This is a genomic window from Acinetobacter sp. YH12097 (assembly GCF_013419225.1).
Taxonomy (GTDB): domain Bacteria; phylum Pseudomonadota; class Gammaproteobacteria; order Pseudomonadales; family Moraxellaceae; genus Acinetobacter; species Acinetobacter amyesii.
Genome location: NZ_VPAN01000005.1, coordinates 108,078 through 121,927, shown reverse-complemented (window position 1 = coordinate 121,927; position 13,850 = coordinate 108,078). Strand labels below are relative to the sequence as shown.

General features: G+C 46.3%; 11 protein-coding genes. 9 read left to right on the top strand and 2 right to left on the bottom strand.

Features of this window, described 5'->3' with window-relative positions; all coding sequences use genetic code 11:
* Window positions 1-221: 221 nt before the first annotated feature.
* Both FTU37_RS04130 and FTU37_RS04125 read right to left on the bottom strand, forming a co-directional pair.
* The gene (locus tag FTU37_RS04130; RefSeq protein WP_115736224.1) at window positions 222-1,142 is read right to left on the bottom strand and encodes a response regulator transcription factor; all 921 of its coding nucleotides are present in this window, start codon (window positions 1,140-1,142) and stop codon (window positions 222-224) included.
* 13 nt (window positions 1,143-1,155) lie between these two features.
* Window positions 1,156-4,611, bottom strand: coding sequence for an ATP-binding protein (locus FTU37_RS04125; RefSeq protein ID WP_180056357.1), 3,456 nt, complete (start codon window positions 4,609-4,611; stop codon window positions 1,156-1,158).
* A 205-nt stretch (window positions 4,612-4,816) separates the two neighbouring features.
* Here FTU37_RS04125 and urtA point away from each other — a divergent pair, with 205 nt between their 5' ends.
* The 9 genes from urtA to FTU37_RS04080 all read left to right on the top strand — a co-directional run bounded on the left by urtA (window position 4,817) and on the right by FTU37_RS04080 (window position 13,757).
* Window positions 4,817-6,055 carry an urea ABC transporter substrate-binding protein gene (gene urtA, locus FTU37_RS04120; RefSeq protein WP_115736226.1) on the top strand — a complete coding sequence of 413 codons (1,239 nt, stop codon included), beginning with the start codon at window positions 4,817-4,819 and terminating at the stop codon, window positions 6,053-6,055.
* An 82-nt stretch (window positions 6,056-6,137) separates the two neighbouring features.
* Entirely contained in the window at window positions 6,138-7,058 is a 921-nt protein-coding gene (gene urtB / locus FTU37_RS04115; protein ID WP_000365952.1) for an urea ABC transporter permease subunit UrtB, read from the top strand.
* Window positions 7,059-7,076: 18 nt separating this feature from the next.
* Window positions 7,077-8,240, top strand: coding sequence for an urea ABC transporter permease subunit UrtC (gene urtC, locus FTU37_RS04110; RefSeq protein ID WP_004813838.1), 1,164 nt, complete (start codon window positions 7,077-7,079; stop codon window positions 8,238-8,240).
* Window positions 8,237-8,995 (top strand): urea ABC transporter ATP-binding protein UrtD, encoded by a 759-nt coding sequence (urtD, locus tag FTU37_RS04105; RefSeq protein ID WP_048882155.1) that lies wholly within the window; start codon window positions 8,237-8,239, stop codon window positions 8,993-8,995. The genes urtC and urtD overlap by 4 nt, the downstream gene beginning before the upstream one ends.
* A 10-nt stretch (window positions 8,996-9,005) precedes the next feature.
* Window positions 9,006-9,704 carry an urea ABC transporter ATP-binding subunit UrtE gene (gene urtE / locus FTU37_RS04100; protein WP_004777703.1) on the top strand — a complete coding sequence of 233 codons (699 nt, stop codon included), beginning with the start codon at window positions 9,006-9,008 and terminating at the stop codon, window positions 9,702-9,704.
* A 242-nt stretch (window positions 9,705-9,946) separates the two neighbouring features.
* Entirely contained in the window at window positions 9,947-10,990 is a 1,044-nt protein-coding gene (locus FTU37_RS04095; RefSeq protein WP_180123845.1) for an aliphatic amidase, read from the top strand.
* A 26-nt stretch (window positions 10,991-11,016) separates the two neighbouring features.
* On the top strand, window positions 11,017-12,141 hold the full coding sequence (locus FTU37_RS04090) for an AAA family ATPase (protein ID WP_004777705.1): 1,125 nt from the start codon (window positions 11,017-11,019) through the stop codon (window positions 12,139-12,141).
* Window positions 12,142-12,173: 32 nt separating this feature from the next.
* Window positions 12,174-13,352, top strand: a complete 1,179-nt coding sequence (gene fmdA / locus FTU37_RS04085; RefSeq protein WP_001163819.1) for a formamidase — start codon at window positions 12,174-12,176, stop codon at window positions 13,350-13,352.
* Between the two features lie 108 nt (window positions 13,353-13,460).
* On the top strand, window positions 13,461-13,757 hold the full coding sequence (locus FTU37_RS04080) for an FmdB family zinc ribbon protein (protein ID WP_115736227.1): 297 nt from the start codon (window positions 13,461-13,463) through the stop codon (window positions 13,755-13,757).
* Window positions 13,758-13,850 lie beyond the last annotated feature (93 nt).

Here is a 13,850-nt window from a genome sequence, read left to right as displayed (position 1 = left end):
CAATTAATTTGATGGCTTCAGCTTTAAATTCTGTGGTGTAAGTCTTGTGTTTCTTGCTCATGGTAAACTCCTGATGAGTGTGTTTAGTTTACCAAGTTAAAACCTCCTGTTTTTTCAGCACACATCAGATGTGGATGTGCATCATAGACCAGACACTTCCAAGTCAGAGAGGGTTGGGGAGAGGTCGCAGATCCTCCTAGGATTCCTCTACTAAGGGAAAACTAAGCCACTGCCTGATTTTGATAGGCTGACATGACATGCAATACCGCAGCTGTCCGCGTTTCCACATAGAGCTTTTCAAAGACATGCTCAAGATGTTTGTTCACTGTACGTGGGCTGAGCTGTAAGATCTCGGCAATATCCCGGTTGGTCTTCCCCATCGTGACCCAATGCATCACTTCTGCTTCACGCGGCGTCAGGTTTGGACAGGCCTGCGCGATTTCCTCTGCGCTCGGCATTTGGGTCTGCTCTTTCAACTGTACCAAGACATGTTTAGAGATATGCCCTGCATACAGTTTGGTAAGCAGGTTAAGCTGTAACTCCTGATGTCCATGACCATACTGACCATGCAGTAAATGTGCTTGATCTGGCTGCTTGAGCAAGTCCTGTAGCCACTTATTCAAACTGGACTGAAAATGCTGTACATCCACCTGATGATTTTTCAGTAATTCACTGACGATTGGGGTCTGCCAGATAATTTCACCTTCCAGATTCAGCGATAAAATCGCACTACCTGTAGCATCCAGCATTTGTCGCTGCTGATGCATTAAACGAGCCTGTAACAAATGGGTTTTTACTCGTGCCCGAACTTCATCAATATTTAAAGGCTTTGTGACATAGTCTACCCCACCGACCTGAAAGCCTTTGAGGATATGTTCGGTTTCTGTCAGCCCGGTCATAAAGATTACTGGAATATGTTCAGTCACTGGACTGGCTTTAAGCTGAGTGCAGGTTTCGAAGCCATCCATTTCCGGCATACTGCCATCGAGCAGGATCATGTCGGGTTGAATGCGATGCGCAATCTCAATTGCATCAAATCCATTGGTCGCCACAAGTACCTGATAGCCAGCCTGATCCAGGCTCTCATGCAATAGACTTAGATTTTCAGGTATATCATCCACAATCAAAATACTTTCCAACATGTCCACCTTACCCCTACTTCAGCACATCTGCATGCTCATGAAGTCGCTGAATTGCTCTTTTAAAATCAAATTGTTTTAAATCCTGCTCAATCTGATGCCATATATCGTTATATTGTTCAAAGTGCTGGCCACATTCATGCAGTACATCTTTTGCCCCCCGGATAAAACCAATACTTAAATGCTGTTCCAGCTGAAGGACCGCCTCTGCCACGTTCAACAATGGAATGGATGGGTGCACTTCATTTTTGCTTTCAACCACCACCGTGGGGATCTGGGCTTCCTGATCAGCAGCTTGTTCTTGTTCTGGATTTTGCTCATGCTGATGCAGCCAGCTTAAGCCCAATTTATCACCAATTTTGTTCAATAATAAATTGAGATCGACCGGCTTTACTAAAAAGTCTTCGTTGAGAACATCGGTTTCCGGATTGATCATCCGCTCATTGGCATCTGCGGAAATAATAATAATCGGTACATTGGTGATTTTATTCTGGCGCAGCAATTTCGCCGTTTCCCAGCCGCCCAGTAAAGGCATGCTCAAATCCATCAAAATCAGATCAGGATTAAATTCTGGAACCTGACGCAAACAGGCTAAACCTGATTCTGCCTCTTCCAAAATAAAACCTAAGGGTTTAAGAAAATTCAGAACCAGGCCACGGTCGGTCGCTTCATTATCAACCACCAGTATTTTACGGCGTTCTCCGGTATAACCGGTTACAGTATTAGAGGCAACGTCAGCGATCGGATGGATCAGGGATTTAGAAGGCAAATACAGTTTTATTTTAAATACTGAACCCTGTTTTAACTGGCTGCTCAAGGTCAACTCGCCACCAAGAATATCAACCAGAAGCTTCACGATCGGCAGCCCTAAACCCGTGCCGGCAAAACTGCCCTGTACCACATTACGACCACGTTCAAAAGGCTGGAAGATCCGCTCAACATCCGACTCAGCAATCCCACAACCAGTATCCTGAATTTCAAAATAAGCGGTCTGAAAACGGTAATCGACCTTAAATTTGACTCCCCCCTCCAGGGTAAATTTCAAAGCATTACCCAACAGATTAATCAGTATCTGTTCCAGACGTTTTTTATCAATACGGACATACTGTGGAATCTTGCTACTGATCTCCACATCAAACTTCAGCTGCTTTTGGGCAAACTGTGGCTCGAATATATGCACGATCTGTTTAAGAAATTTTGGCAGGTCGATATTGGAATTTTCCAAAGAAATCTTACCAGTTTCAATCCGTGCCAAATCCAGCAGACCATCAATTAGAGAAGTCAGATGCTGACCGCTCCGGCTAATCACGCCCAGGGCAGATTCGCCCTGTTCAGACAGTTTTTCCTGTTTCTGCAGTAGCTGGCTATAACCGAGAATACTGTTCAACGGTGTTCGTAATTCATGACTGATGCCAATCACATAGCGGCTTTTGGCTTCATTGGCCTTTTCAGCCTGAATGCGGGCATCCTGCAACTGGCGATCGGTAACTTTATGCGCTTCAATCTCATCCATCAGCAGTTGAGTCTGGGTATTACTTTCCAGCTGTGCCTGACGTCGACTTTCATCATTCAGCACTAACCACCAGGCGGCTACACACAGTAGCAGAAACAGTACGGCATAGATTTTGACGAACAACATTGTCAGCGCATCCTGCTGCTGTGACAAAGCACCCAGGCTGGCAGACTCCTGTAAATAAATCAGGCTCAGACTAACTGCCAACACCACGCCCAAGACAAAAATCAGCAGGATATACAGACTTAAACGGGTATTAATATGTTGTACCCAGTATTTCGGCAGGAACCAGGCTGCAAAAACTCTTAACTGTGAAGACCAGCGTGCATGCGGCTTACACAGATCATGACAACGTGCTTCAAGCGTGCAGCACAGAGAACAGATCTGACTGCTATAGGCTGGACAACTGGCCATGTCTGCAGTTTCATAATCATGCTCACAGACTACACAGGTTTGGGTTTCGACCAACTTCAGCTCAGGCTTTTCTTGACGTGCCAAGTAGTATTTACCTTTGGTAAACCAGGCAATTAGCGGTACACATAACACCGCCGTACCGAGTGCGATAAAGCCGGCCAAGGACCGGGCAATCTCTCCAAAAACTCCCCAGTAACACAGCATGGATAAGACCGATGCAATGATCAGGCTACCGACTCCAACCGGATTAATGTCATATAAATAGGCCCGTCGAAATTCAATTCCTTTTGGACTCAGTCCCAGTGGTTTACAGATCACCAGATCCGCAACAATGGCACCGATCCAAGCAAGGGCCACATTACTGTATAAGCCAAGCACACGCTCCACCGCATGGATTACCCCAAGTTCCATCAACAGCAAAGCGATAAAGATATTGAATACCAGCCAGACTACGCGCCCTGGATGGCTATGCGTCAGACGCGCAAAAAAGTTCGACCAAGCCAATGACCCTGCATAGGCATTGGTAACATTAATCTTGATCTGAGCGACGCAGACAAATAGAACAGTCAGAAATAAAGCGATGCCGGGATGATTGACCACCTGTTGATAGGCAATCCAGTACAGATAATTGGGGTTACTCAGTTCGGAATCGGCAACCAGATACTGCATTGCCAGCGCCATAAGTAGCATACCCATGAATATCTTGATAAATCCGCCCAGAATCCAAGCTGGTCCACCTAAAAAGACTGCCCAATTCCATTTACGCTGAATATGTTTTTTATCGGGTAAAAACCGCAGATAATCCGCCTGTTCTCCGATCTGGGTGATCAAGGCAAAGAGCACCGTGCAGGATGCACCAAAAAAAGACAGATTAAAGGCAGCGCTCTGACTTTTTGCGCCCTCAATCAATGCAAGATTGCTGATCAAATCAGGTTGCTTCACCAACACAAAGCACCATGGTAATAAAAGCAGAAATAACCAAAGTGGTTGAGTGATGGCCTGCACCTTATTGATGAAGCCAATACCTTTGACCACCAATGGCAAAATCACCAGTGCTGAAATCAGATAGCCAATACTCAGGGGTATCCCTAAGCCTAGCTCCAATGCCAGCGCCATGATGGCAGCTTCAAAGGCGAGAAAGATAAAGGTGAAACTGGCATAGATGACCGAGGTAATGGAGGAGCCAATATAACCAAATCCGGCACCACGGGTCAGTAAATCAATATCGACATTATAACGGGCAGCATAATAACCAATCGGCCAGCTGGTCAGGAAAATGATAATCGCCACAACCACCAGTGCCCAGAAAGCATTACTGAAACCGTATTGCCAGAGCATGGTTGCTCCAAGTGTCTCCATTGCCAGGAAACTGACAGCCGCAAGCGCCGTATTGGTCACTGTCCATAGCGACCATTTCCGGACGGATTTAGGCGCATAGCGCAGGGCGTAATCCTCAATACTTTCATCGACCACCCAGGTATTGTATTTACGTCGGGTATGAATGACGCGCTGCGGTGCCTGACTGGTATTCGCTGTTGGGTCCATACAGATCAAATAAAGCTAAATATCTGCTATTACAATGCAATAACTATGCCCAGCCTATCAGTATCTAAAAATAATCCGACTGAAGGTTATATACGTAAAGTGACGTATATGCTCAATTTTTAACTCCCCTTAGGCTTAGTTGCATACCAAGCGCAAACCTGTGATTAAGCGCATCAGCACATCTAATTCTATAGGGGAACCCGACATGAGCTTAAAATCAAAAGTAAAGACATCTGGATTACTGGCAGGTTTACTTGCTGTTCCATTCTTGCTGGCACCCGCACTAACCAATGCCAGCGTACCTGCAACGGCAAAGGTCAATACCACGAAACTTAAAGTCGATGACAAGTTTGTATATGTGGGTCAGCTACATTCGGCAACCGGTACCATGGCAATTTCTGAAACCGGTTCAATCCAGGCAGAACGTCTGGCCATTGAACAGATCAATAAAAAGGGCGGTGTACTTGGTCGACAGATCAAAATTATTCAGGAAGATGGTGCTTCTGACTGGCCAACCTTTGCAGAAAAAGCACGTAAATTATCTGAAAAAGACCGTGTTGCTGCAATTTTCGGTTGCTGGACTTCAGCCTCTCGTAAAGCCGTATTGCCGATTATTGAACGCAACAACTCTCTACTTTATTACCCAACCTTCTATGAAGGCTTAGAACAATCTAAAAACGTGATCTACACCGGTCAGGAAGCAACTCAACAGGTACTTGAAGCACTGAACTGGCTGGCAAAAGAGAAAAAAGCCAAAACCTTCTATCTGATTGGTTCTGACTACATCTGGCCGCGTACCACCATGAAAATTGCCCGTACCCACATCGAGAAAGTACTGAAAGGTAAAGTGGTTGGCGAAGAATACTATCCATTGGGCCATACACAATTCGGTTCCCTCATCAACAAAACCAAACTGCGTAAACCAGATGCCATCTTTGCAGCAGTCGTGGGCGGTTCAAACGTATCCTTCTACAAACAAATGAAAGCTGCGGGCGTAACAGGCGACAAACAGACACTGCTTACCCTTTCAGTGACTGAAGATGAATTGCTGGGGATTGGCGGCGAAAACATGAAGGGCTTCTACTCTTCAATGAAATATTTCCAAAGCCTGAATAACCCCAATAATGCTGCATTCGTAAAAGCCTTTAAAGCGAAATATGGCCCTAAAGCGGTGGTAGGTGACGTAACACAAGCAGCCTACCTTGGTCCATGGTTATGGAAAGCCGCAGTTGAAAAAGCCGGTAGCTTCGATGTCGCGAAAGTGACTGCCGCATCTAAAGGCCTAGAAATGAAAACTGCACCTGAAGGCTATGTAAAAATTGACCCGAACCACCATTTATGGAGCAAATCACGTATTGGTCAAGTGCAACCAAATGGTCAGTTCAAAGTTGTTTACGAGTCTAAAGGTCTAATCAAACCAAACCCATTCCCTAAAGGTTACTGAGTTAACAGCCACATGATCAGGGGAAGCCATTCTCCTGATCTTTTTATTCCACACAATTTTTTAAAGCTTGGAGGATGATGCGATGGATCTATCATTTGCAGAATTCGGTGCAATATTTGCCATGCAAGGCTTTAATGGTCTCTCTGTGTTCTGTGTGCTGTTATTGATGGCGCTCGGCCTTGCAATTATCTTTGGGCAAATGGGCGTAATTAACATGGCACATGGTGAGTTTCTGACCATTGGTGCATATACGACATTTTTCATTTCCACACTGACTGAAAGTTTTTTCCCTCAACTCTTACCTTACTATTTCCTGATCGCAATCATTGCAGCCTTCCTCACAGCAGGCATTATCGGTTACATGGTGGAACGACTCATGATCAGCCGGCTCTATCAACGGCCACTCGATACACTTCTTGCAACATGGGGCTTGAGCCTCATCATGCAGCAGTTGTTCCGTTCTATTTTCGGACCTAAGGAAGTCAGCCCGACTTTACCTGACTGGTTAATGGGTTCTTATCAACCGACGGAAGCCATCGATATTCCTATCAATGGTCTGTTCCTGGTGGGCGTTACCCTCTGTGTCACTGCATTTGTCTACTTTCTGATTTACCGTTCACGCTGGGGTTTACAACTTCGTGCAACCAACCAGAACCGCTTTATGAGTGGTGCTGTCGGGATAAATACCAAACGTGTTGACAGCTTAACCTTTGCCTTGGGTTGTGGGCTTGCAGGTATTGCGGGTGCAGCCTTCACAACCATCGGTTCTACTGGTCCTACAGCCGGTTCGCTGTATATCGTCGATACATTCTTAGTCGTGGTCTTCGGCGGCGCTGCAAGCTTGCTTGGCACTGTTGCCTCTGCATTCAGTATCGCGCAAGCACAATCTATTCTGGAATTCTTCCTTTCTGGTTCTGTCGCTAAAGTCCTGACACTGGCTACAGTCATTATTATCCTGATGCTGCGTCCTCAGGGTCTCTTCTCAATCAAAGTACGTAAATAGGGATTCAGGAGAGGTATTATGAAAAATCTAATGAATGCCTTTTTAGGCGGTAAAGAAGGTGCGATTGGTCTGGTGATTCTTGCCGTACTGATCCTGCTGGTCATGCCAATGTTCCTGGATATTTTCCGTCTGAATCTGATGGGTAAATATCTGACTTTTGCTTTTGTCGCAATCGGCCTGGTTCTGTGCTGGGGACACGGTGGTATCTTAAGTTTAGGTCAAGGGATTTTCTTTGGCATTGGCGGCTACTGTATGGCCATGTTCCTGAAACTTGAAGCTTCGGACATGCAATCTACAGCAGCGCAAACCACACCAGGTATTCCAGACTTTATGGACTGGAACCAGATCACCAGCCTGCCAGGCTTCTGGGAACCCTTCCATAGTTTCGGCTTTACTTTGTTTGCCATCATCATCATTCCAATCTTGCTTGCCTTCATCATCGGTTTCGCGATGTTTACCCGTCGTGTCGGTGATGTGTACTTCTCGATCATCATGCAAGCGATTGTAGCGATCCTGACCATTCTGATTATTGGTCAACAAGGTTTCACTGGCGGCATTAACGGGATTACAGACCTGAAAACCCTGCATGGCTGGGATATCCGTACCGATGAAGCCAAATATGTCCTGTACTACATCAATGCCCTGCTGCTCATTGCAGTGATCATGATCAGCCGTTTTGTCCTCAGTTCTAAACTCGGTCGTCTGCTTTCTGCGATGCGTGACAAAGAAGAACGTGTACGTTTTTCTGGCTATGACGTGGCCATGTACAAAGTCTTCATTTTCTGTTTCGCAGCTGTGGTGTCATCTATTGGTGGTGCGATGTTTACCCTGCAAGTCGGCTTCATGTCACCAACGATTATCGGCATCGTACCTTCGATTGAAATGGTCATTCTGGCTGCAGTCGGTGGTCGTCTGTCACTGATTGGGGCAGTGTATGGTGCTGTTCTGGTGAATCTGGGTAAAACTTATTTCTCTGAAGCCTTTCCTGAAGTATGGTTATATTTCCTCGGTGCATTGTTCATCGGTGTGGTCATGTTCTTACCGAATGGCTTAGCGGGTTTATATGAAAAATATGTTCGTCCATTGTTCCTGAAAAAGAAACCGATCGACAGCACTTCGCCGCCGCCAAGTAGTGATCCGGATAAAACGATCGATCCAATTGTGGAAGGAGGCGTGAAATGAATAAAGTCGGCGTAGAAATGAATAAACCGGTTCTGGTCATTGAAGATCTCACCGTGTCCTTCGACGGTTTCAAGGCAGTCAGTGATCTCAACTTCTATCTGGATAAAAACGAAGTCCATGTGGTGATCGGTCCCAATGGAGCCGGCAAAACCACAGTGCTGGATCTGATCTGCGGCAAGACCAAAGCAACTTCAGGCACGATCAAATTTAATGATATTGAACTGACTAAACTGAAAGAGTTCGACATTGTCCGTAAAGGGGTTGGGCGTAAATTCCAGAACCCGAATATTTATGAAAATCTGTCGGTCTATGACAACCTGGAAATGTCCTTCCCGCGTGGCCGTAATGTCTTTGGTGCGCTGTTCTTCAGACGCACCAAAGATGTCGATGAGCGTATTCGTGAAGTTGCTGGCAAGATTTTCCTGACTGACCTGCTGGATACCTCCGCCGGTCTGCTCTCTCATGGCCAGAAGCAGTGGCTGGAAATTGGCATGTTATTGATGCAAGACCCTGAGCTGCTCATGCTGGATGAACCTGTCGCAGGGATGAGTGTGTCAGAGCGTGAGCAGACGGCGCAACTGTTGCGGGAGATTAGCAAAGGACGTTCTGTGCTGGTGATTGAACATGACATGGAATTTGTCAAAACCATTGCGGACAAAGTCACGGTACTGCACCAGGGCAAAATTCTGGCAGCAGGCAAAATGGACGATGTGCAAAATGATCCAAAAGTGATTGAAGTTTATCTAGGACACTAAGGAGGCCACTATGAGCGGATTATTAGAAATTAATGCTTTGTGTTCAGGATATAAACAAAGTCAGGTGATTCACGACCTGGAACTGAAGATCCAGCCGAAGGAAATTGTGGCAATCATGGGCCGTAACGGCATGGGTAAAACCACCCTGTTCAAAACCCTGATTGGTGATATTAAAAATAGCAAAGGTGAAATCAAGCTGGATGGCAAGAATCTGGAAAAACTGGATCCTTACCAGCGCGTAGAAAATGGTGTGGCTTATGTGCCGCAAGGTCGGATGATTTTCTCCACCATGTCCGTACTGGAAAATATCCAGACCGGTTTACCGGCTTCTGCGCACGGCAAAGTACCGGATGACCTGTATGAGCTGTTTCCTGTACTTTGGGATATGCGCAAACGTAAAGGCGGAAACTTATCGGGTGGGCAACAACAGCAATTAGCAATTGCCCGTGCTCTGGCGACCAACCCTAAAGTACTGCTGCTAGATGAACCGACGGAAGGGATTCAGCCCTCTATCATCAAGGACATTGCCAGAACTCTGAAAGAAATTCGGGATCAGCGTGATCTAACCATTGTGGTTTCTGAGCAGGTACTGAGTTTCACCATGGCGATGGCAGATCGCTTCCTGGTGATCGACAAAGGTCGCTTTGCCTACGAAGATGTCCGTGAAAATGTCGATGAGACCACCATCAGTAAATACCTGTCTGTTTAGTCTTCCTGGTTTAATTTGGCTGTAATTTTTCTCTACATCCCCCGATTCGTCGGGGGATTTTTAATTTCTATTTCACTTAATTAATCGGCAGCTGATTTTAATATTTTATTTGATTATTCACATTTAAAAATTCTTTTCAGTCTACGCCTCCATATACGCAATTCAACGTATTTTGCTGTAACGCATTTCACGCGACACTCGAATCATAAAGTTGAATCGATAAAAGAGTTGGAGAAATTTGAATGCGTCACGGTGATATCTCAAGCAGCCCAGATACAGTAGGTGTAGCAGTTGTAAACTACAAAATTCCTCGTTTGCATACCAAAGCGGAAGTGCTTAAGAACGCAAAAAAAATTGCTGAAATGTTGAAAGGAATCAAACAGGGTATTCCGGGTATGGACCTGATTGTTTTTCCCGAATACAGCACCATGGGCATTATGTACGACCATGACGAGATGATGGCAACCGCTGCCACCATTCCAGGCGATGAAACCGCGATTTTCTCGCAAGCCTGTATTGAAGCCAACGTCTGGGGCGTGTTCCCGATTACCGGTGAACAACATGAGGAACATCCAAACAAGGTGCCTTATAACACTTTGATCCTGATTAATAACAAGGGCGAAATCGTTCAGAAATACCGCAAGATTATCCCATGGTGCCCGATTGAAGGCTGGTGCCCAGGTGACACTACTTATGTGACTGAAGGACCAAAGGGTATCAAGATGTCACTGATCATCTGTGATGACGGTAACTATCCAGAAATCTGGCGTGACTGTGCCATGAAAGGCGCTGAACTGGTGGTGCGTTGCCAAGGCTATATGTACCCGGCTGCAGATCAGCAGATCAACATGGCGAAATGCATGGCATGGGCAAATAACGTTTATGTTGCTGTTGCCAACTGTACCGGTTTCGACGGCGTTTACACCTATTTCGGTCACTCTGCGGTAGTCGGCTTCGACGGCCGTACCTTGGGTGAATGTGGTACGGAAGAAAACGGCATCCAATACGCGCAATTGTCACTGCATGAAATTCGTGATGCACGTAAATACGACCAGTCACAAAACCATTTATTTAAATTACTGCACCGCGGCTATACCGGTGTCTATAACAATGGTGACGGCGATAAAGGCGTTGCGGACTGTCCATTCGACTTCTACAAGACCTGGGTTCTGGATGCTCAAAAAGCGCAAGAGAACGTGGAAAAAATTACCCGTTCTACCATCGGTGTCGCGGAATGCCCAATCGGCAATCTGCCACATGAAGGCTTGGAAAAAGAAGCATCTTAAGTTTGGTCTGAGAGGAGGTATTCGATATGACATTTGCCAGCGACCGCATCAGTGCCAATCAGGAAACTCTGGCCAAACAGCGCTATGAGATGCAGAGCAAAGAACGTATTGCGCGTACCTCTCGCTTTAGCTTTGATCCTGAAAAAGTCATGCAGCATGTCCGTGGTCATATCATTGGGCAGCGTGCCGCACTGGATGAAATTGAAAACATGCTCTTAACCGTCAAGGCAGATTTTAATGCTCCTACCCGGCCACTGGCAGTCACCTTGATGCTAGGACCGACGGGTGTGGGGAAAACCGAAACGGTTCGGCTGATTGCTGAGGCGATCCATGGCAAGCCAGATGCATTCTGCCGGATCGACATGAACACACTGGCACAGGAACATTATGCTGCAGCACTGACAGGTGCCCCTCCAGGCTATGTCGGCTCTAAAGAAGGCAATACCCTGTTTGATGAAGCCCATATTCAGGGCAGTTTTTCCAAGCCAGGTATTGTGCTGTTTGATGAAATTGAAAAAGCCAGTACCGAAGTCATTCGGGGTCTGCTCAACGTTCTGGAAACCGGAACCTTAAAGCTGACCGCGGGTACTAAAGTATTGGATTTCAAAAACTGCATGATCTTTATGACCAGTAACGTCGGCGCCAAAGATGCTCAGGCACGCTTAAGACAGCTGGCCAAGCTTCCAAAGCCTATTCAGAAACTGGCCCGACTGGCCAAACTGGATGACAGCCAGATTACCGAACGCGCCTTGTACAAGAAATTTGATCCTGAATTTTTGAATCGTATTGAACGCATTCTGAATTATGAAGCGGTAGAAGCTGATTTCGCGCCAACACTGGTCAGTCTGGAAATCGAGAAACTGAATCAGCGACTCTGTAAGCAGAGCCGCACGGTTGAACTTACACCCGCTGCCACCCAGTTTCTGTCTACCGGACACGATGTTCGCTTCGGTGCACGAGGCTTGAGTCGCCGCTTTCGGATTTTGGTTGAGCCACAACTCGCCAGATTTTTTATTCAGAATCCAGAAGCCGGTCAAATCATCATTGATTATGACGGCAAAACGATCCAGGTTCAGTCAGTTCCTGTTGAAAGCGTGATCGAAGATCCGCTGTTCATCATGGATGACACGGGCAATAACATCAAAAACTAGCTTTATTCGACCTCAACATAGGGGGATAAACCATGCAACATATTAAAATTAAACCGGGGGTTCCGCTGGCAGAACAGGCGGAAATTGGACATAACCGCTGGCATCCGGATTTGCCATTTCTGACTTCGGTAAAACCGGGTGAAGAAATCCTGATTGAAAGTCTGGATTTCCTGGATGCGCAGATTAAAGATACCGATGACATTTCTGATGTCAAAAATGTCGACCTGACCCGTGCCCATCCATTAACCGGACCTTTCTATGTAGAAGGTGCTGAGCCAGGTGACTTGCTGGTAATCGACCTGCTCGACATTCAGCCAATTTCAGATGTCGGTTTCTCTGGCGTATTTGCCAAGGAAAATGGCGGTGGCTTCCTGGCTGACTATTTCCCTGAAGCTGACAAAGCTATCTGGGACTTAAAAGGCTTATTTGCGACTTCACGTCATATTCCGGGCGTGCGTATTGCTGGCTTAAAACACCCTGGCTTGATGGGAACTTTGCCATCGCATGATTTGCTAAAGGAATGGAATCGCCGTGAAGCTTTACTGGTTCCTAAAGGTCAGGCTAATCCGCCTGATCCGCGTACTGCTGTTCTGCGTGGCGTAACAGGTGCTGAATTCGACCGTATGGCAGCAGAAGCTGCGCGCACTGTTCCACCACGTGAACATGGCGGAAATACGGACATTAAAGACCTGGCAGCCGGTAGCCGTATTTACTTCCCTGTTTATCAGAAAGGTGCTGGCTTCTCGATGGGCGATCTGCACTTCTCTCAAGGAGATGGTGAAATCGGTTTCTGTGGCGCGATCGAAATGGATGGTGTTACCCGTGTGGGCTTCGATCTGATCAAGGGCGGTATGGAAAAATACAATATCGATTCTCCAATCTTTGTGCCAAGTAATGTCCGTCCGGCTTATGACCAGTGGCTAACCTTTGAAGGCATCAGCGTTGAAGATGGCGTAAACCACTATCTGGATGCCACTGTGGCCTATCGTCAGGCGTGTTTAAAAGCGATTAAATACCTTGAGAATTTTGGTTTTACCGGCTCACAGGCGTATATGTTACTGACTGCGGCACCAGTTGAAGGCCGTATCGGCGGTATCGTGGATATTCCAAACTGTGCATGTACCGTATCTCTGCCAACTTCAATTTTCGAACAGAACATCCTGCCTCAAGGTGCGCTGAACGATGACAAATTCTGGGGGCATAAACGCTAGTTTTACAGTTTATTGTTGTTTTAGCTTCACAACGGGTAGTCATCCAACCTAAAGCCTTCGGCTACCCGTCTTTTTAATTTGAGCCCTTTGTGCTATAGGAGTACAGAAATGCCGTTATATGATTTCCGCTGTGAGCATTGCGAGGGAATTTTTGAACAACGTGTTCCAATTGCCCGTATCTCAACCGATACGATTGAATGTAATTATTGCAAACAGCAGACTTTAGCTAAACCGATGATCACCGCTCATCAAAAAATCAATATGAAAAGTAAATGGCGCCCCTCTTCTGGCGCAGAACAACTTGCAGGGCCTCTGGTAGAAGGACCCGGTACCAATAAAAATAGCGCACGCAGCTCGGTTTTACATAATTGCCGCGGCGTTAACTGTTCTTTATGCGATGTTTAATCCGCCATTTTAAATATTTAACTAATCAGGACTGGACTGCTCCCAGTATCCTAGACACGAGACAGCCTCATTTTGAAGCTATCTCAAAGGCTT

Excerpts from the sequence above, each read along its gene's own strand:
- FTU37_RS04130 (WP_115736224.1), bottom strand. The coding sequence starts at position 1,142 with ATGTTGGAAAGTATTTTGATTGTGGATGATATACCTGAAAATCTAAGT.
- FTU37_RS04125 (WP_180056357.1), bottom strand. The coding sequence starts at position 4,611 with ATGGACCCAACAGCGAATACCAGTCAGGCACCGCAGCGCGTCATTCAT.
- urtA (WP_115736226.1), top strand. The coding sequence starts at position 4,817 with ATGAGCTTAAAATCAAAAGTAAAGACATCTGGATTACTGGCAGGTTTA.
- urtB (WP_000365952.1), top strand. The coding sequence starts at position 6,138 with ATGGATCTATCATTTGCAGAATTCGGTGCAATATTTGCCATGCAAGGC.
- urtC (WP_004813838.1), top strand. The coding sequence starts at position 7,077 with ATGAAAAATCTAATGAATGCCTTTTTAGGCGGTAAAGAAGGTGCGATT.
- urtD (WP_048882155.1), top strand. The coding sequence starts at position 8,237 with ATGAATAAAGTCGGCGTAGAAATGAATAAACCGGTTCTGGTCATTGAA.
- urtE (WP_004777703.1), top strand. The coding sequence starts at position 9,006 with ATGAGCGGATTATTAGAAATTAATGCTTTGTGTTCAGGATATAAACAA.
- FTU37_RS04095 (WP_180123845.1), top strand. The coding sequence starts at position 9,947 with ATGCGTCACGGTGATATCTCAAGCAGCCCAGATACAGTAGGTGTAGCA.
- FTU37_RS04090 (WP_004777705.1), top strand. The coding sequence starts at position 11,017 with ATGACATTTGCCAGCGACCGCATCAGTGCCAATCAGGAAACTCTGGCC.
- fmdA (WP_001163819.1), top strand. The coding sequence starts at position 12,174 with ATGCAACATATTAAAATTAAACCGGGGGTTCCGCTGGCAGAACAGGCG.
- FTU37_RS04080 (WP_115736227.1), top strand. The coding sequence starts at position 13,461 with ATGCCGTTATATGATTTCCGCTGTGAGCATTGCGAGGGAATTTTTGAA.